Below are 20510 nucleotides of genomic sequence, written 5' to 3' on the forward strand. Positions count from 1 at the left end.
ATTTAAACATGTCACAAAAATAAGACACACAATCCTATTCAAAAGAGTATTTTTTGACACAAATTGTGGAAATTTTTCCACAGAATCAAACTTCCGGAATTTTAAGGATTTGACCGACCTTCAAGGAGGATGAATGCAAATTATTTATTTTTTTCAACAAATTAGTAGTAACACCCGGGAAACGTTGCGAAATAGTCCATAAACTCTCTCCCCGAGTGACCTTATGATAATGATAACGATCATAGGCAGGATTGCGCGGATTACGTGCCGTCGAAATATTCTTCTTACTCGAAACCGGAGAAATAACGGCAGTTTCGTTTTTTACTTCTTTCGTAGATTGTGCAATAAAAGTCGAATCTTTAGAGATGACAGTTATACTATCCGGTTTCTCGACTTTTTTAGAAGGAGTTTTCCGAGCGAGTTCGGCACGATAAACTTTCAGTCTTCGGCCGGCTACGATATTATTATTCTTTAAATGATTCCAATTACGAAGATTCCGGACAGAAACACCATAACGATTGGCGATAACAGAAAGAGACTCTCCTTTTCTTACACGATGATATACCCAACTGCCGCCTCCGGTCGAAGCATAATAACCTGCAGGTTCGACAGTTGTCCGCCGACCATATATCTCAGATTGATAATTGACAATAGAATCTTTCGCATCGATAAAAGCGTAAGCCTGCTGCGCAGGCAGACACAACGTTCTCAAACGGGTATCTCCCGGAATAATATCTTTTCGATATTGCGGATTAAGCCCTCGTAATAGGTCCATAGGAATCTCCAAAACATCAGCAATCTGCTTCAAATGAATACGATCGCTGATCTGTATCGTGTCGGTCGTCAAAGGCAGGTCGGTAAGAACCGGACAAATATTATGTTCTTGGTAATAATGCATCACATAATTAGCCGCAATAAACGCAGGTACATAGCCCCGAGTTTCTTTCGGCAGGTAATTATAAATTTCCCAATAGTCTTTTTTGCCACCCGAACGGCGGATCGCTTTATTTACATTTCCCGGACCACAATTATAGGAGGCTATGGCAAGAGGCCAGTCTTGATAAATATTGTACAATTCTTTTAAATATCGTACGGCTGTCTCTGACGAACGAACAGGATCTCGACGTTCGTCGATCAAACTATTTACTTCAAGACCTAAAGGCTTTGCCGTACCGATCATAAACTGCCATAACCCGGTAGCTCCTGCACGGGAAACAGCATCCGGACGCAAAGCCGATTCGATGATCGGCAGATATTTCAATTCAAGAGGCAATCCGGCTTTTTCAAGAGCTTGTTCGAAAATAGGAAAATAATAGGCACTCAGACCGATCATCGTTTCTACCAATTCACGACGCTTCTCGGTATAAAGAGTTATATAACTTTTTACAACCTGATTATACGGCATTTCTATAACAGTAGGTAAAGCCGCCAAACGCTGAATATAAACAGAATCCGGATAATCTATATTAACACTGCTTCTTATGCAATTTTCATCGATTATGGCATATTTCTTTAAAAACCAACTGGACAGAAGACTATCGACATCAGCTTCAAGGCTTTCCGGCAAAACGATTTCCTGATCTGAAATCGTATCTTTAGCTGTTTTGATTTTCTGAGATTCATCTATCGTTCCCCAAACAGGGAACAGCAAAACCGAAAAAAGAAATATAAGCACTATTTTCTGCATAATCAATTCATTTTTTTTAAAAAGTTATCGCACATTGCAACCCCAATGAGGTACTCGAAAATGGCGTAGGCTCCATTACAGCCGGAAGCAAATGCATCGAAACATCAGGCGTAATGTCAAAATGATATAATTGAGCATCGACATAAGCATCGATCATGGCCACGACATAAACCCCGATCATAGATATAATACATAAATCCCGATTACGACGGTAAAAATCCTTCTTCCGTTTCATCGCACTTTTCAGCCACTCGGTATTCGATTCGATCCATTCTTTATCATTCCTACGGTTATACGGAAGAAAATTTATATAACTATCGGTAGTCGGATCACTATCCATAACATCCCGATATGCCTGAGAATAATCGGTATAATATCGGCCATTCCATGAGACGGCATACGTTAATCCCATAAACCCGCCTATTACAATCGGCAATTTCCAATATCTCCGATTATAAATCTGTCCCAGACCCGGGACTAATGCCGATAACCAAACGGCTTTCATCGGATCGGGGTTGAACACGACACTATCTCTACGGTCGACCTCCAATCCGGTAGTATCGACAACATCGATAGCCCCCTCTGTACCGATGACATAAAGAGAATCTTTTCCGGTAGAAACTTCCGTCTGTATTTGAGCCGATACCGGGACAACCGACACCGGAATTAAAAGACATATAATTAAAAAGATCCCCAGTATTTTATGTCTGTATATGTAATATATCCCTGTCAAAATACTATTTCAGTTTATCAAAGATAGCGATCAAACGTTCCAACTCCTCTTCATTTTTAAAAGGAATACTAATCCTTCCTTTTCCTTCATCATTACAAGTAAACTGAACTTTTGTATTAAAAAATGAAGAAAGATGTTTTTTCAGAATATCATATTCTTCGCGTGAAGTAGGACGAGAAGGGACTTTCGGCTTTTTCGCTTCTTCTATCGAATGTCCTTCGGAAAGACTTTTCACGATTTCTTCGACTTTACGCACAGAATAACCGTTCTCTTGTATCAATTCATACACTTTCAACTGAAGTGCAGGGTCATCAATCGACAGCAAAGCCCGCGCATGTCCCATATCCAGCAATTTGTTCTTCAGCCCCATTTGAATTTCAGCCGGCAGTTTCAACAAACGCAGATAATTAGCGATAGTCGTCCTTTTCTTACCTACCCGGTCGCTCAACCGTTCTTGAGTCAGATTATACTGTTCGATCAATTTCTGAAACGTCAATGCGATTTCGATAGAATTCAAATCTTCCCGTTGAATATTTTCTATCAACGCCATCTCCATCATCGTCTCATCCTCTGCTGTACGCACATAAGCCGGAATAGTTTTAAGGCCGGCCATGATAGAAGCCCTGTAACGACGCTCCCCGGCAATGATCTGATAAGTTCCGTCCGATATCTGACGTAAAGATATCGGCTGTATAATACCCAATTCTCGAATAGATGTAGCCAGTTCCGACAACGCTTCCTGATCAAATTCCCGTCTGGGTTGGTCAGGATTCGGCTTTATTTTTGAAATTTCTATTTCATTTATCGACGAAGACCCCTCCGTTTTCACCTCATCCATCGTAATGAGTGCATCGAGTCCACGTCCCAAAGCGTTTCTTTTAAATGTAGCCATAGTATGTCGCCCTTTTATACCTGCCGGGCAAGACAGGTTTATCTTATAAAATCAACTCTCTCTTTCGATCAACTCTTTTGCCAGTTGCATGTGGTTAATACTTCCACGAGAATCCGGATCGTACAATATCGCCGGAATACCATGACTGGGAGCTTCGCTCAACCGGATATTCCGCTGAATAACGGTAGTAAACACCATATCCCTGAAATGCTTTTTCAGTTCCTCATAAATTTGATTGGCAAGTCTCAACCTCGCATCGTACATAGTCAGCAAAAAGCCCTCTATTTCCAAAGCCGGATTCAATTTGGATTTGATAATCTTAATTGTGTTCAACAATTTACTGATTCCTTCCAGCGCAAAATATTCGGCCTGAACCGGAATAATAACCGAATCCGCAGCGGTTAAGGAATTGACGGTTATCAAACCCAACGATGGAGAGCAGTCTATCAAAACATAATCATATTCCCGCTTGACCTCATCCAATAACCGTGACAACACTCGCTCCCGGTTTTCTACATTCAAGAGTTCCAATTCCGCACCGACAAGATCGATTCTCGAACACACGATGTCCAATCCTGAAACACAAGATCCGACAATCGCTTCACGCAAAGAATTTCCACCGATCAGACACTCATAAATCGATACAGAAACCGTACGAGGATCTACCCCGAGTCCTGAAGAAGCATTTGCCTGTGGGTCGGCATCGATCACGAGAACTTTTTTGTCCAACGCGGCTAATGATGCGGCCAAATTGATCGAAGTAGTGGTTTTCCCCACTCCTCCTTTTTGATTGGCAATAGCAATAACTTTACCCATAACACAAAATTTTATCGGGAACAAAGTAACCGTTTTTTATGTTCTGCTATTTATCAGCACGCAAAAAAATGTCCCGATTGTTGATAAGTCGGCTTTATTGTTAATAACATCAATAAGATTCCGAATATACGTAAAGTGCTCACTCATCGTGACAAAGATAAATAAATTTGACGGATACTCCCGTGCCTTTCAATTAATTTAGCACTCGAATAAACTACACGTTAAAAAAAAGCGGTCTGAAAGATGTTTATTTTGTACATTTGCATACGAAGAACCAGACAATTAATATATATGAAAGCCCCAGTCACAGAAAAAAGACCGCTTATTTTAGTAACGAATGATGACGGAATAGAAGCAAAAGGTGTTCACGAACTGGTAAAAATGATAGAAGATTTGGGCGACATCGTAGTTGTAGCTCCGGATAGTCCCCGTTCCGGCCAATCGAGCGCACTATCTGTCGGCATTCCTCTAAGACTCAATTTGATCGAACATTACAGAAACATATCTTTTTACCGGACAAACGGCACACCGGTCGATTGTGTAAAACTTTCTATGAACCAACTGTTCGACCGCCGGCCTGACCTTTTATTATCCGGAATCAATCACGGGTCGAACTCTGGCGTCAGCATTGTTTACTCAGGAACGATGGGTGCAGCTCTGGAGGGTTGTATAATCGGAATACCCTCTATCGGTTTCTCTCTTGCCAGCCACGAACCGGATGCAGATTTTTCGCCCTGCCGGGAAATCGTAAGAGAAAGTTGTAAAAAAGTCTTGGAAAAAGGACTCCCGCCTTCGGTCTGTCTAAACATCAATATTCCGGCAATTCCTCGCCCGAAAGGTGCACGCATCTGCCGCCAGGCTCAAGGCTACTGGACCGAAGAGTATGACCACCGTATCGATCCGCACGGGAAAGATTACTATTGGCTGACCGGACGTTTTATGAATTTAGAACCCGAGAATGAAGAAACCGATGAATGGGCACTTGCTCACGGCTATATCTCGATAGTTCCATGCACTTGTGATCAAACAGCCTATTCTGCCATCCCGGAAATGAATGATCTTTTATCTTTAAAATAATCCCGGTTTATGAAAAAAATCGCCATATCGTTTATTATTTTTATCATGCTCGGATGCAGCAGCGTACCGCTGACCGGACGAAGACAACTCAATCTCGTTTCTGATCAAGAAGTTCTTGCGTTAAGTAACCAAAGTTTTTCGGACTACATGAAAACGGCAAAAGTGTCGACAGACTATATGAAGACACTACAAGTCGCACGTGTCGGACAACGCATCGCAAATGCCGTCATGAGTTTTTTGCGGAGCAACGGTATGACTGCCGATGCAGCTTCTTATAATTGGCAATTTGTACTGGTTAACGATAATACACCGAATGCCTTTTGCATGCCCGGAGGGAAAGTGGTTGTAAATACCGGCATACTTCCGTACACTCTCGATGATGACGGATTGGCCGTCGTTCTCGGACATGAGATCGCTCATGCCGTCGCCAAACACAGCAGCGAACGAATCAGCCAGCAAATGCTCGTTCAATATGGCGGAGTAGCGTTAAACACCCTGATGCAAAACAAGTCAGATGCAGCACGAGCTTTGGCAAACCAGATATACGGCGTCGGGACACAAGTAGGTGTCATGCTGCCCTACTCCCGTAAGCAAGAATCCGAAAGCGACCGTATGGGTCTCATTTTTATGGCAATGGCCGGCTATAATCCCGAGAAAGCGCCTGCATTTTGGGAAAGAATGGCTACTCAAGGATCTTCCACCCCCGAATTTTTAAGCACCCATCCGTCTGATGCCTCTCGAATAGCAAATTTAAAGAAATTAGTTCCCGAAGCTATGAAATACAAAAAATAAAAAATTCAGTTCGATAAAAGACTCATGCAAATAAGGAAAATGAAAGCAAAAGACATCGAAGATGTCATGCAACTATGGTTATACACCAACCTGAAAGCGCACGCTTTCATTCCTGAATACTATTGGTACGAGAATTTCAACGAAGTAAAATCGGCACTATCCGAGGCCGAAATATATGTTGCAGACCAAAATAAAAAGGTTATAGGATTCATCGGTCTTATCGATAACTATATTGCAGGAATTTTCGTTTCCGAACACATGCAATTGCACGGTATAGGGAAACAACTGCTAAGTATTGCAAAAAAGCGACACCCGGTCTTACAATTGCATGTTTATAAAAAGAATCTAAAAGCTATCGGATTTTATCAAAAACAAGACTTCAAAATTATAAAATCCGAAATCGACACGCATACCGGAGAAGAAGAACTTTTCATGGAATGGAAAAATAGGCCGTTTTGAGATCAAGAGTCCGGACGGATTTTATGACAAAAAAATCAACAACCAAACAAAAAAATTCTCTAATCCCAAGTAGCTTTTCTATATCATTTTTCCAAAAACCATACACATTCGATTTTCATTTCAATTTAAGAGTCGCACGACTTCCCCCGACAAGACCATTTGCATTTTTTCGCAAAAATATTCAATCACACAACTCATACAACAGAATATTTTTTGTATAAAACGATAAAATGACGAATTTATTCAAAAAAAATTCAAGTTTTATGCAATAACAAAACATTTATTCTTACATTTGCATCCGAATATAGCATAATTATACAAAGAAATAAATTATTGCTTTCAATATAGACTATTTCAAATTTTATCAGATACTGTTCCGAGACTTATTTCGGTGCATTTTGTGTTTTCTAAAAGCATAAAAACACGGTAAGAAACGAAATACGAATCTTGAAAACAGACGAAATAAAAGGAAAGATACTTTAAAACAGACTTTCAAAAAAGGAATAATCTTATGAAAAATAAAGTCGATAGGCTACAGGCTATTAAAGAAATTATCATTTCACACAAAATCAGTAGTCAGGAAGATTTACTAAAGCAACTCACGGAAAGAGGTTTCGACCTCACTCAAGCGACCCTTTCCAGAGATTTAAAACAACTGCAAATCGCTAAAGTCGCAGGCAAAGACGGAGGTTACCTTTACGTTATGCCCGAAACCGCAGGAATCGGCAGATTGGCCAATGCAAAAAATCAACAACACTATGCAGGCCCGGTATCCGGTTTTCTTTCTATCGAATTCTCCGGACAATTGGCGGTTATTAAAACACGTCCGGGTTATGCTAGCGGAATAGCTTGGGACATAGACACTCACTCTGCTGAAGAAATATTGGGAACAATTGCCGGAGACGATACGATATTGTTAATCTTACGCGAAGGAATTACCCGGCCGCAAGTATTGGAAACTCTAAAAACCATAATACCTTCTATCGACGGAGAATAAAAGAGATATTATATTAACATATTAAAATGACCCGATGCGCCTGTTTATTCTACTTAAAAACAGACCAAAGAACAAAAGAAAATGGAAGATACAATTGAAGTAATTGTAGCAAGCGAAAAGCACTTGTCGTATGTAGAAACAATTCTCGATACAATCGAGAAAGCAGCAAAAGTCAGAGGTACCGGAATCGCAAAACGGTCACCGGAATACGTAAAGCAAAAAATGCTTGAAGGGAAGGCCATTATCGCCCTCGACGGAGATAAATTTGCAGGGTTTTGCTATATCGAAAGCTGGAGTAACAAACAGTTTGTAGCCAATTCAGGACTTATCGTCGTAGAGGCATATCGAGGACACGGACTGGCCAAACGGATCAAAAGAAAAGCATTCGAACTTTCCCGATCCCGTTTTCCGGATGCAAAAATTTTCGGACTTACAACCGGACTGGCAGTAATGAAAATCAATTCAGAATTAGGATATCGTCCGGTGACATTCTCAGAACTTACAGATGATGAAGCTTTTTGGAAAGGATGCCAAAGTTGTGTAAACTATGACATATTGCAACGGACAAACCGCAGAATGTGTCTGTGTACGGGAATGCTCTTCGACCCGCACGCCGAAGAACATCATTCCGAAAATAAATAAATTACATCTAAATATAAAATACTCTCGATATGAAAAAAGAAAAAGTTGTTTTAGCATTCAGCGGAGGATTAGACACATCCTTCTGCGCAAAATATCTGACAGAAGACTGCGGCTACGAACTATATACGGCAATCGCAAATACCGGAGGGTTCAGTAAAGAAGAATTGAAATCGATAGAAGAACGTGCCTACAAATTGGGAGCGACCGAACATGCCTCTCTCGATATAACACAAGAATATTACGATAAAAGCATCAAATACATGATATTCGGAAATGTTCTCAGAAACGGAACATATCCGATCTCTGTCAGTTCGGAACGTATTTTTCAGGCAATCGCCATTATCAATTACGCCAAAAAGATCGGAGCAGACTATGTCGCTCACGGCAGTACCGGTGCAGGAAACGATCAAGTTCGCTTCGACCTTACGTTCCAGATATTAGCCCCTGAGATAAAAATACTTACGCCGACACGAGACATGACTCTCACCCGCGAATATGAAATAGATTATCTGAAAAAACACGGATACGAAGCCGATTTCAAAAAAATGGAATACTCCATCAACAAAGGTTTATGGGGAACGAGTATCGGAGGAAAAGAAACGTTGAAAAGTAACCAGACTCTTCCCGAATCGGCATATCCCTGCCAAATGATTGCAAAAGGCGAAGAAACTTTGACAATAGATTTCAAAGAAGGAGAAATCGCTGCAGTCAACGGAGAAAAATATGATGATAAAGTCGCAGCAATACAAGCTATCGAAAAAATTACTGAAAAATACGCGATCGGGCGAGATATGCACATCGGCGATACGATCATAGGTATCAAAGGACGTGTAGGATTCGAAGCTGCAGCTCCGATGGTAATCATCAACGCTCACAAAATGCTCGAGAAACATACTCTTACCAAATGGCAGCAATACTGGAAAGATCAAATCGGGACATGGTACGGGATGTTTTTGCACGAAGCCCAATACCTCGATCCTGTAATGCGGGATATGGAAGCTTTTCTACAAAGCTCCCAACAAAATGTCACCGGCCGAGTTATCATCGACCTGAAACCGTACCGCTATGTCTTGGTAGGTGTCGAAAGCGACTTCGATCTCATGAAATCCGATTTCGGGGAATATGGAGAAGTAAACAAGGCATGGACAGCTGATGACGTAAAAGGATTCACCAAAATCTTGGGTAACCAAATGAAAATTTACCATTCGGTATTGAACAAAAACAAAAAGTAAATTTTTAATAAACCAAAAGCAGAAAAAGATTTATCTTTTTCTGCTTTATTCCAATAATATAATATGATAAAAGCAGGAATTATAGGCGGAGCAGGCTACACAGCCGGAGAATTAATTCGTTTATTGATAAATCATCCGGACGTTGAGATCGAGTTTGTCAACAGCAGCAGTAATGCCGGGAATAAAATTACGGATGTTCATTCAGGACTTTTCGGCGAAACAAACCTGACTTTTACCGCCGAGCTTCCATTGGATCAAATCGATGTGTTATTTTTCTGTACAGCACACGGAGACACAAAAAAATTCATGGAAACTCATTCCCTTCCCGAAAAATTAAAAATAATAGATCTCTCTATGGATTTCCGGATAGAATCTCCCGAACATGATTTTATCTACGGTCTTCCTGAACTAAACCGTAAACGAATAATCCGGTGCAATCGAGTTGCCAATCCGGGATGTTTCGCTACCGCCATACAACTGGCTCTGCTCCCGCTGGCAAAAAACCTGCTGCTTAACAATCCTGTACATATTCATGCGATAACCGGATCGACAGGTGCCGGACAAAAACCTTCGGCAACATCTCATTTCAGTTGGAGAAATGACAATATCTCCATCTATAAACCTTTTACACATCAACATCTGGCAGAAATAAAACAAAGTCTGAGACAACTTCAAAACAGTTTTGATACCGACTTGAACTTCATTCCGGTACGGGGAAATTTCTCAAGGGGAATTTTCGCCACTCTTTACACGGACTGCCCGGTAGAACTCAATGAAATAAAACGAATTTACGAAGAGTATTACGACGATCATTCTTTCGTGTTCATCACCGATAAGAATCCCGATCTGAAACAAGTCGTAAACACAAACAAATGTTTGCTTTATTTAGAAAAATTCGGAAACAAATTGCTGATTACCTCTTTGATCGACAACCTTCTGAAAGGCGCATCCGGACAAGCCGTACACAACATGAATCTACTTTTCGGATTGGAAGAAACCGTTGGTCTGAGACTTAAACCTTCGGCATTTTAACATAATAAAAAAATTCACTATGAAACTATTCGATGTTTATCCTCTTTTCGATATAGAAATAGTCAAGGGAAAAGGTTGTTATACATATGACTCGAAAGGGAATGAATACCTCGATTTATATGGCGGACATGCCGTCATCTCGGTCGGGCACACTCATCCCTATTATACTCAAAAACTTACCGAACAGGCTCAAAAACTTATATTTTATTCAAACTCGGTAATCAACAGTTTACAAATAGAACTGGCAGATAAACTGGGAAAGCAATCAGGATACGACGATTATTCGCTGTTTCTGATCAATTCCGGTGCAGAAGCAAACGAAAATGCTCTCAAACTTGCCTCTTTCCACACAGGAAAAAAGAAAGTCATCGCTTTCAAAAAAGCTTTCCACGGACGTACGTCGGCAGCGGTAAAAGTAACGGACAACCCTAAAATCATAGCTCCTATCAACGATACATTCGAAGTCAGTTACCTGAACCTAAATGACATCGACTCCGTAAAAACAGAAATAGCCAAAGGCGATGTGTGTGCGGTTATTATCGAAGGAATACAAGGAATAGGAGGAATACAAGTTCCCAAAATCGATTTCATGCAACAACTCCGGGAAGTATGTACTCAGAACGGTGTAGTCCTTATTCTTGACGAAATACAATCGGGATATGGACGAAGCGGTAAATTTTTCGCACATCAATATGCCGGAATAAAGGCCGATCTCATAACTATAGCAAAAGGAATGGGAAACGGGTTCCCGATCGGCGGCGTACTGATAAGCCCCATGTTCACTCCGACATACGGGATGTTGGGGACGACTTTCGGAGGAAATCATCTCGGTTGTGCCGCTGCAATAGCCGTACTCGATATTATGAAAAAAGAAAATTTAGTAGAAAATGCGGCCAATACAGGTAACTACCTGATCAATGAATTAAAAAAGATTCCTCAGATCAAAGAAGTACGAGGAGAAGGACTCATGATAGGCCTTGAATTTGATCAACCGGTAAAAGAGATCAGAAGCAAACTGTTATTTGAACAGAAAGTATTTACAGGGGTTTCAGGTACAAATGTAATACGACTGCTGCCCCCATTGGTACTCACAACCGATCAAGCCGATATATTTATAGAACGTTTAAAAAAAGTATTGAATTAAGAACTATACAAAAATGAAGAGAACCCTAAAAGTTAGACAAAAGACTTTTAGGGTTCTCTTCATTTTTGAGGTAGTCTTATTTATAAACTCCGATATTAAACACGATATATTCTCTTTTTAATCTGTATTTAATACATTATTCGAGTATTTCTTAAGAACAGGAGTCTACTTTTGCTTTACATTAATTCAATATCTTACCAAAATGAAAAACTTACGACTACCGATCTTACTCATTTTCGGGCTGCTATCAAGCCTTGCATCAGCAAAAGAAATCTACGTCGCTTCTTTCGGAAAAGACTCGAATCCCGGTTCGCAAAACGAACCCTATGCAACATTGGGAAAAGCATTTACTGTTCTCGAAAACGACGATAAAATTTTTATACTGGACATACTAAGCATACAAAACGAAGCTTCAGGAACCGGAACAGGACAAATGGAAGATGACTGTCTCGGCATCAAATTTCCGTCTGACAAAAAAAACATCGTCATACAAGGGATCTCTCCCGAAACATCCGGTATCGATGGGACATCTCTTATTTTAGGGCAACGGATACTGTTATTGCAAAATGTCGAAAATCTGACCATTAAAAATATCTCGATAACCAATGCCCTGAAAAATATAAATCCCATGGTAATAGGTGGTGGCGCAATCAGTGTCGAAGGCGGAAATGTCTCCATCGAGAATTGCAATTTCGATGCCTGCGGATCATCCACTCTTCGTTACGGAGGAGCCATTCAGGTCGACAACGCCATCGTAACACTGAAAAATTGCAGTTTCGCTCGGAGCAACGCTTCTTACGGAGGGGCTATATACGTCGCATCCGGAAAGTTGATGACAGATAACTGTTCTTTCACACAAGGTAACGCTTCCCTCGGTGGCGCTATCGCTACACAAGCCAATACCGCCAACACGGTTACTCCTGAAGAAAAACAAGTTTCCATCTTTTGTTCTAATTCGTACTTTTACAAAAACAACGGTTCGGCAGGCGGTGCGATAGCCGTAAGCAACTCTACAAATAATAATGCCGTCAAACTTCGAATCGAAAGTTGTACGTTTGCCGAAAATTCAGGACGAGGCGGAGCTATCTCCCTTGAAAATAAAAAAACAACGATCAATGACTATCAGATCATAAATTCCACTTTCTACAAAAACAGCACTTCAAACGATGCCGGAGCAATCATGTTGCTTGCCGGTCAAACAGGAGAAACATTCGATCTGATCAACTGTACCATCACTGAAAATACGACAACCGGGAACGCAGGACATGGGGCAGGAATCCGGTTCTATAACGACGATTCGTCAACCAGCCAGACCGTATTGAAAAGAATATTGAACTGTATTATCGAAAACAACTATGCGACAAACAACGGCAGCAGAAATCAGAATTCCGATCTGTCGTTCCGTCATACGCCCGAAGCCACCTACTTAATCATTAAAAACTCTTTCATAGGAAGCGACGGGAACAATAATATCAACGTAAAATATTACATGGAAGACAACCTCTTCAACTATTTTTCGGCAGTAGAATCCCTTGCCGAATTCGAAGGATCTACTTCCGATCAGATTCAGGCCGAAAAATGTATTCCGGTACTAAGTTCTTCTCTCGCTTCTAATTACGGAAATCCCCAATGGTTACAAGAAGTCGGCATAACCACCGATCAAAAAGGGAAAACAAGACCGTTTACCAATAACCGATGCACTATCGGTTCTGTCGAAGTAGTCTCTACTCTAAACCCGGGAACAAAGCCCGAAGGAACACCGATATACCCAAGTTATGATAATCTGGTAATGGCAGGTTATCAAGGATGGTTTTCTGTAAAAGGTGATGACTCCGGAAACAACGGATATGTTCACTGCGGCCGTGACGGAAAATTCGAACCGGGATATGCCGGAATAGAATTTTGGCCCGACATGACCGAATACACAAAAAAATATCCGGTCGATTTCGTTTACCCCGACAATAGCCAGGCCTATTTTTTCAGTTCTTCCGATGAAGAGACTGTCGATCTGCACTTCAAATGGATGCAACAATACGGAATCGATGGCGTTTTCATTCAGAGATTCATATCTTCCATAACAAGTCAAGCAATAGGAAAAGTTTTGAAACATGCCGTAAAAGCAGCAAAAAAATATAATCGAGCCTTTTCGATTATGTATGATTGCAGCGGACTATCTACTGAGGCAGATATCTATAAAGTATTAAATGACTGGAAAATCATCAATGCTAAATACCGTTTTTCCGATCCGTCTGTATGTCCTACCTATCTCCACCATAACGGAAAACCGATGATTGCATTATGGGGTATCGGTTTACAAGGCAAGGGCAGTACTCCCGCCCAGTTTAAAACAATGATGGACAATCTGCAAGATTTAGACGGGGCTAAACAGAAATTTTCCTACTTACTGGGATCATCTTATCAGTGGAGAACCGGAGGAGGCGACGCCTATCCCGACACGAAAGATCTGGTCGAAGTATTAAAAACAGCAGATATTATTTCTCCTTGGTCGGTCGGACGTTACAACTCTATAGCAGGATTCATGGACCGTGTGGAAAAATTCCTGAAAACCGATATTTTATGGTGTAGAATGAATAATGTAGGATATGCCCCGGTAGTTTTTCCGGGATTCTCATGGAGAAACTTAAAAAATCTGACGGTAGATAAATATGATGAAATACCTCGCCTGAAAGGCGATTTCTTATGGCGACAGATTGCCGAGGCAAAAAAAGCCGGAGCCAAGATGATCTATGTAGCCATGTTCGACGAACTGGATGAAGGGACCTGTATTTTCAAATGTGCAAACAGTAAAAATACACCGATATTCGCAACTTCATCAGACCCTCAAGGTAAATTCTTGGGAATCGACGATGATCTGCCCACCGATTACTATCTGTTCTTAGCCGGACAGGCCGGCGAATGGCTGAAAGGGAATGCAGAATACGGCGATACCAAACCTTCCTACAAACCGATGGGAATGGGACATACAGAAATAGAATCTCCGATAACGATAACTTATGCAAATAATATCCTCTCAATCAAAGCCGTTCGAACCGGAAAAACAATTGTACGAATCTATAATACACAAGGGAATTTAATAGGCACATTAAAAAATAAAGAACAAAATATACCTTTCAATAAAACAATTAATATATCCGCTTTTCCTAAAGGCATATATATTATACAAACCATCCTCGAAGGAAAAACATACACCACAAAAATTCAAAAATAAAAGACTTCACAAGCCATTTAATATAAAAATGAAGTACCCCCTAAAAGTAGATAAAAAACTTTTAGGGGGTACTTCATTAAAAACACTCGACCTATTCTGTATCACCATATAAATATAATTCTCGGTTTAATATATCTTTTTATTACTGGAATCAATAATTATTCCCCAATATAGGTCTCTTTTTATAATAATACTGTTTATCACTAATTTACAGGTATTTACATTATTAACATAGTAGTCCTAAAATTATAATTCTCATATCAGGAATATTAAAATCAATTTAATAAGAATTTAATACAGTTTGTAACAATGTAGTTGAGCATTTTTAATATCGCCAAATTTCTTTTGTAACAAGTTTTAAGAAGAGCCTGATCTAAATTACCGAAAAACTCCGCTTCTTCTTGAAAACATAGAATTCACAATATTCATTAACTCTAATTTTTTACTTATGAGAACTTCTACAAAATTGTGGGCAACAGCCTTACTTTTTTCGTTTTCAGCTTTTTCTTTGAGTGCAAAAGACCTTTATGTTGCGTCTGCTGAGAATGGCGGAGCTGCCGAGAATGATGGTTTAACTCCTGAAACTCCGGTAGCTTATTTAAGCCAATTGAATAGCGTAATTGAAGCAGGAGATGTAATTCATGTAAATGGGATGATCATGATGTCTCAAGACCCTAATCAAAAACCCGATAGAACAAGTGGCTATGTACATCAACAAGCCGGAGCAAAAGGACATCAAGGTTTTGTAATTATGGGTGGCGCATGGCAAAATATCACGATGATCGGTGAGGGTCTGCAATCCGGTTTCGATTCGGAACACAAAGGTCGTCTGTTCCGCTTGAACGGAGGGGGTAATCTTACTTTTAAAAATCTTACTTTCCAAAATGGTCGGGATCTGGTCAACGATGGAGGGAACGGCTTCTGGATCGGAGGTAACTTGGTCGCAACATTCGAAGATTGCAACTTTATGTTCAATACCGTAGCTCACGCAAATCCCGATTCACCTACAGATTATGCAGACTCTAATGGACGAGGCGGAGCTATTCATAAAAATGAACTCGGAGACGTGAGCCTATACAATTGTACGTTTACAGGAAACGAAAACCGGGAAGGTAACGCAATAAACTGGTGCGGAGGAAAACTTGTTGCTGTAGGTTGTTCTTTCATGGGAAATACGACTAAAATCAATGGTACGGGTGGTGCTATCAAGTTTTGGTGTTTAGTAAATGATAAACCGATCCATGCGACTATTGAACATTGTCTGTTCATGGGAAACTCTTCCGGTAACGGAGGCGCTATTGCCATAAATGAAACAGCAAACAGAGATAATGCGGGTAACGATATTACCATCAAAGATTGTTCGTTCATCGCCAACTCTGCAACCATGTGTGGTGGTCTACTAATCAATAACATTGTTAACAAAAATACCAGTAAAGTGAAAGTATTAAATTCAACTTTTGCTTATAACCAGGCAATCAATGATGGCGCTGCAATTAATTTGAGGGCTATGTCTAAAGATAGCGAATTCACGATGGTAAATTGTACGGTAGTGGACAATATCACTCAAGGTAACGGAGGACATGGCGCCGGTCTTTTGATCATGAACGATACTAATAATCCGAAGACAAACTGTACCAAACGCATTTATAATTGTCTTTTCCAAGGGAACTATGCTGTTGACGGTGGTAAAATGACAACTTCTGATTTGACCTTAAGAGATGCGATGGCTGAAGGAGAATTTGAAGCATACAATACTTATTTCGGCAGACTGACCAACAATCCTATTCTTGATGGAGCAGCTATAAATTGCACGGTAAATTATATGCCGGGAAGTACAAAAGACATGGATTGGGATATACATAACGCCTCCGGTTTGTCGGATGACGCCTCTATTTACGCTCCCAGAAGATATATAGTTCCTTTTATCGATGAAAATGCTCCCGGACTTACTTTTGGTAACGCTGAATATCTGACACAATTCGGTATCACAACAGACCAAATGGGTAATCCTCGTAAAATTACCGGGAATTCTTGTGCCGTAGGATCTCTCGAAATGACTGAAGCAGAAATGGATGCCTCTTCCGATCCATGGAATCCTACTCTTACCAGTATCGCAAACACAACCGAAGACAAAGATCAAATCGAAATCTATGTCCGTAATGGAGAGATCGTTGTCGGAACAGGAAATAACGATGCAAACATTCAGTTATATAATATGAACGGAAGCATATTAAAAACAACAACCGGCAGCATGGAAATAACCGGTATCAACAGCGGATTCTATATTGTAAAAGCTGTTTTAAATAATCAAATATCAGTAAAGAAAATCTGGATAAAATAATAAACACAATGATAAGATATAAAGTCGTTAGACCATTCTAACGGCTTTATATCTCTATGAACCTCGATTATACAATATCACACACTAATACAAATTTTAAATTTTTATTTATGGAAATACCTAAAAAAACTACATGGAGAAATATGTTAACGTATTTCTTTCGATGGACATCTTGTTTCCGTATTGCTTGGATAGTGGGGCTGTTTCTCTGCGTACAGCTACTCCACGCCCAGAATTCTGAAATAAAGATTTCCGGATCCGTTCTCGATGCTTCCGGCGAACCCATTACAGGAGCAAACATCTCTGTTGTCGGTTCTACTAAAGGGACAATGACCGATTACAAAGGGAACTTTACTCTAAGTGTTCCACCCAAAGCGACCTTACGGGTAAGTTTTATAGGCTTTGAGCCCCAAACAATCAGAATCGGAGATAAAACTAATTTCAAGATTACATTAAAAGAAAATTCCAAAGCATTGAACGAAGTCGTTGTAACAGCTCTCGGTATCACCCGTGATGCAAAATCATTGTCGTATGCCCGACAAACGGTAAATACGGAATCGATGAGCGATGTGCGTGCGTCGAATATGTTGGATATGCTCTCCGGTAAAGTCGCCGGTCTTCAGGTAATCGGTAACGGCGGACCATTAGCTTCTACTCGTGTAGTTATCCGTGGTAACGGCTCTTTGTCAGGAAATAACCAACCGCTATACGTTATCGACGGTGTACCCATTATGAACGATATGGGAGAAAGCGGAGACCTTGATTATGGTAATCCGGCCAACAGTATCAGCCCGGATGAAATTGAAAGTATAGAAGTGCTGAAAGGGGCAAATGCCTCGGCTCTATACGGATCGGACGGTGCGAACGGGGTTATTTTGATTACGACCAAGAAAGCAACTCGAAAAACCGGATTAGGTGTCAGCTATAACTTCAATATGATGTTCAGTACCCTGATGCAATACCCGACTTATCAGAATATTTACGGAGCCGGACAAAATGTGGGTTTCGAACGGGGATGGAATTATTATTCGGCATCAGGTAACGGTTATACATTTGATCCTAACTTACCTTACGGTATTTTCAATCCCAATATGGCCGGGCAAGATCAACGCTGTTGGGGACTCCCGATGTTGGGATTCGATGTAGTGGGACGTAACGGACAAGTCAAACAATATTCTCCCGCTAAAGAAACGGTCGAAAATATGTATCAAGTAGGTAAAGCCATTACCAACAGCGTATCTTTTGATAAAGTAATGGATAACGGTAGCTTCCGTTTCTCTTATACCAATATCCATGCCGATGACATCTTGAAAAATTTCAACAATTTAGATCGCCACAACTTCAACTTGAACTCTACTGCTAAATTCACAAATTTCTTAAGTATGGATTTAGGCGCTCGTTACGTATATGAACATGCCGACAATCGTGGATTCCGGGGGAATTCGAACCGTAACCCATTATGGGTAATTGCCAACCTGCCTCGTGACGCAACAATGGACGAATTGATCCCTTGGAAAAACCCGGATGGAACGGCAAAAACACAACGGGGATTCAACAATCCGTTCTGGCTATTGAACGAGCTTTCCAATGAAGACTACAAACACTGGTTTATGGGTAACGTTACATTGAATGTAACTTTTACCAACTATTTAAAGTTGAGATTACGTGCCGCTACCGATATGCAAACTTATCGGGCATGGGCATTCACCAACTATAACTCTCCGTGGGATACCGATGGAGAATATAACGTACGTAACCGAATTGCGATGAACAATAACTATGAAGGCTTATTGATGTATAACCAACGTTTCGGGGATCTAAGTATCAACGCCAACGTAGGTATATCGCATCAACAGATAAAATCGGAACAGACCGATTCTAAAGTCAATCAGTTATTGAAAGCCGATTTTATGAGTCTTGCTAATAATGCGGGAAATCCGACTACCAGCGAAGGGGAAAGCAACAAATGGAAAGAAGCTATCTTCGGAATGCTTTCCGTAGGATATAAAGGCGCCTATTTAGACCTTACTGCTCGTAACGAATGGTCTTCGGCCCTACCGATCGACAATTGTTCCTACTTTTACTATTCTGCCGGTGCAGGTCTTGTGTTTACCGATATGATCGAAATAGATAAAAACATTCTTTCGTTCGCCAAGTTACGCGGATCGTATGCTCAGGTAGGTAACGATACCGGATTTGATAACCTGCGCAACGGATATACATATGGAGGCTTGTTTAATGGAATTGCTTACTATAATGGAGAATCACTCCGGAAAAACCCGAATCTGAAACCTGAAAAGACTCTTTCGGGAGAAATCGGTGCAGATCTTCGGTTCTTGGACAGCCGTCTGTCGATAGACTATACTTATTATAACAAGCGGACCAAAGATCAGATCATACGTGGAGACATCTCTCCGGTTTCAGGCTATTCTCAAATGATGTATAACGCCGGTGAGGTTAAAAACTGGGGACACGAATTAACGGTTACCGCTATTCCGGTACAAACCAAATTAGTAACCTGGACCACAACATTCAACTGGGCAAAAAATAAATCTGAAATTGTTTCCCTTATCGATGGAATGGACCGCTATGAATTAGGAAGCGGCGTAAATGGAGTGAAGCTATACGCCGTAGTGGGAGAACCCTACGGAACTCTGTATGGAAATGACTACAAACGGGATGAAGCCGGACGTATCTGTGTACAGAAAGACGGTCGTCCTAAATATGTATCGGACCAGGTGTTGGCAAATGTTCAACCCGATTGGATCGGAGGATGGAGAAACTCGGTTCGGGTATGGGACTTCGACTTCAACTTGATGATCGACTTTAAAAAAGGAGGAAATTTCCTTTCCCGTACAGCTTGGCAAGGTGCTATCGATGGGCAAACCGTACAATCGCTCGAAGGACGTGAGGATTTCTTAATGTCGAAACGTATTCTCGGAGAAACCAGTAATGAAATGCAGGGTGTTATGGACGTTGCAAATACCGTATTGCCGGGAGCCGATTTAGTAGAAAATTTAGTCGTTTATCCTGATTGGGAACGTCCCAAAGGAATACATTTGGAAAATTCCGTTTATGATGAATCCGAAGGTGTCGGATGGGCAGGAAGAATGAACACGTCCTGGGTCAGCCCGGTTACACATTGGACTCATAACAACACGTCGAGTATGAAACGTTATATTTATGACGCCAGCTATATCAAACTGAGAGAGATCAGCATCGGTTATACGATTCCGAAAAAATGGTTACAAAAGACACCGTTGAAAAATGTTCGGATATCGGCAGTTGGTCGTAACGTTGCTATACTGTTCCAAAATACACCGAAAGGAATCGATCCGGAAGCAACCCGTACCACCGGAAATGCTCAAGGATTTGAAGAAGGATATGCACAACCTTCCGCAACTTATGGTTTCGATATTAAAGTATCATTTTAATAT

General features: G+C 40.8%; 15 protein-coding genes. 11 read left to right on the forward strand and 4 right to left on the reverse strand.

Going from position 1 to position 20510, the window contains the following annotated elements:
* Nucleotides 1-85: 85 nt before the first annotated feature.
* The 4 genes from AC0UMU_RS05880 to AC0UMU_RS05895 all read right to left on the reverse strand — a co-directional run bounded on the left by AC0UMU_RS05880 (nucleotide 86) and on the right by AC0UMU_RS05895 (nucleotide 4128).
* Nucleotides 86-1687, reverse strand: a complete 1602-nt coding sequence (locus AC0UMU_RS05880; protein ID WP_022601167.1) for a LysM peptidoglycan-binding domain-containing protein — start codon at nucleotides 1685-1687, stop codon at nucleotides 86-88.
* A 16-nt stretch (nucleotides 1688-1703) separates the two neighbouring features.
* Nucleotides 1704-2348: a DUF5683 domain-containing protein gene (locus tag AC0UMU_RS05885; protein WP_288641127.1), complete on the reverse strand. Its 645-nt coding sequence runs from the start codon at nucleotides 2346-2348 to the stop codon at nucleotides 1704-1706.
* A 76-nt stretch (nucleotides 2349-2424) separates the two neighbouring features.
* Nucleotides 2425-3312 (reverse strand): ParB/RepB/Spo0J family partition protein, encoded by an 888-nt coding sequence (locus tag AC0UMU_RS05890; RefSeq protein WP_009319610.1) that lies wholly within the window; start codon nucleotides 3310-3312, stop codon nucleotides 2425-2427.
* 51 nt (nucleotides 3313-3363) lie between these two features.
* Nucleotides 3364-4128, reverse strand: a complete 765-nt coding sequence (locus AC0UMU_RS05895; protein WP_022390364.1) for a ParA family protein — start codon at nucleotides 4126-4128, stop codon at nucleotides 3364-3366.
* Nucleotides 4129-4419: 291 nt separating this feature from the next.
* Here AC0UMU_RS05895 and surE point away from each other — a divergent pair, with 291 nt between their 5' ends.
* The 11 genes from surE to AC0UMU_RS05950 all read left to right on the forward strand — a co-directional run bounded on the left by surE (nucleotide 4420) and on the right by AC0UMU_RS05950 (nucleotide 20507).
* A complete protein-coding gene (surE, locus tag AC0UMU_RS05900; RefSeq protein WP_288641129.1) occupies nucleotides 4420-5205 on the forward strand; it encodes a 5'/3'-nucleotidase SurE in 786 nt (261 codons plus the stop codon).
* Between the two features lie 9 nt (nucleotides 5206-5214).
* Nucleotides 5215-5997, forward strand: coding sequence for a M48 family metallopeptidase (locus tag AC0UMU_RS05905; protein ID WP_288641130.1), 783 nt, complete (start codon nucleotides 5215-5217; stop codon nucleotides 5995-5997).
* 39 nt (nucleotides 5998-6036) lie between these two features.
* Complete coding sequence (locus AC0UMU_RS05910) at nucleotides 6037-6456, forward strand: GNAT family N-acetyltransferase (protein WP_022601164.1); 420 nt, start codon at nucleotides 6037-6039, stop codon at nucleotides 6454-6456.
* 511 nt (nucleotides 6457-6967) lie between these two features.
* On the forward strand, nucleotides 6968-7453 hold the full coding sequence (gene argR / locus AC0UMU_RS05915) for an arginine repressor (protein WP_009319605.1): 486 nt from the start codon (nucleotides 6968-6970) through the stop codon (nucleotides 7451-7453).
* Nucleotides 7454-7534: 81 nt separating this feature from the next.
* Nucleotides 7535-8095, forward strand: a complete 561-nt coding sequence (locus tag AC0UMU_RS05920) for a GNAT family N-acetyltransferase (RefSeq protein WP_009319604.1) — start codon at nucleotides 7535-7537, stop codon at nucleotides 8093-8095.
* 29 nt (nucleotides 8096-8124) lie between these two features.
* Complete coding sequence (locus AC0UMU_RS05925; protein ID WP_009319603.1) at nucleotides 8125-9327, forward strand: argininosuccinate synthase; 1203 nt, start codon at nucleotides 8125-8127, stop codon at nucleotides 9325-9327.
* 63 nt (nucleotides 9328-9390) lie between these two features.
* Nucleotides 9391-10359: an N-acetyl-gamma-glutamyl-phosphate reductase gene (argC, locus tag AC0UMU_RS05930; RefSeq protein ID WP_009319602.1), complete on the forward strand. Its 969-nt coding sequence runs from the start codon at nucleotides 9391-9393 to the stop codon at nucleotides 10357-10359.
* 19 nt (nucleotides 10360-10378) lie between these two features.
* Nucleotides 10379-11503 (forward strand): aspartate aminotransferase family protein, encoded by a 1125-nt coding sequence (locus tag AC0UMU_RS05935; protein ID WP_288641136.1) that lies wholly within the window; start codon nucleotides 10379-10381, stop codon nucleotides 11501-11503.
* A 202-nt stretch (nucleotides 11504-11705) separates the two neighbouring features.
* Complete coding sequence (locus AC0UMU_RS05940) at nucleotides 11706-14732, forward strand: T9SS type A sorting domain-containing protein (RefSeq protein WP_288641138.1); 3027 nt, start codon at nucleotides 11706-11708, stop codon at nucleotides 14730-14732.
* 448 nt (nucleotides 14733-15180) lie between these two features.
* On the forward strand, nucleotides 15181-17073 hold the full coding sequence (locus AC0UMU_RS05945; RefSeq protein ID WP_195596374.1) for a T9SS type A sorting domain-containing protein: 1893 nt from the start codon (nucleotides 15181-15183) through the stop codon (nucleotides 17071-17073).
* 110 nt (nucleotides 17074-17183) lie between these two features.
* Nucleotides 17184-20507, forward strand: a complete 3324-nt coding sequence (locus tag AC0UMU_RS05950) for a SusC/RagA family TonB-linked outer membrane protein (protein WP_288641141.1) — start codon at nucleotides 17184-17186, stop codon at nucleotides 20505-20507.
* The last annotated feature ends 3 nt before the right edge of the window (nucleotides 20508-20510 follow it).

This window comes from Coprobacter fastidiosus (genome assembly GCF_982245605.1).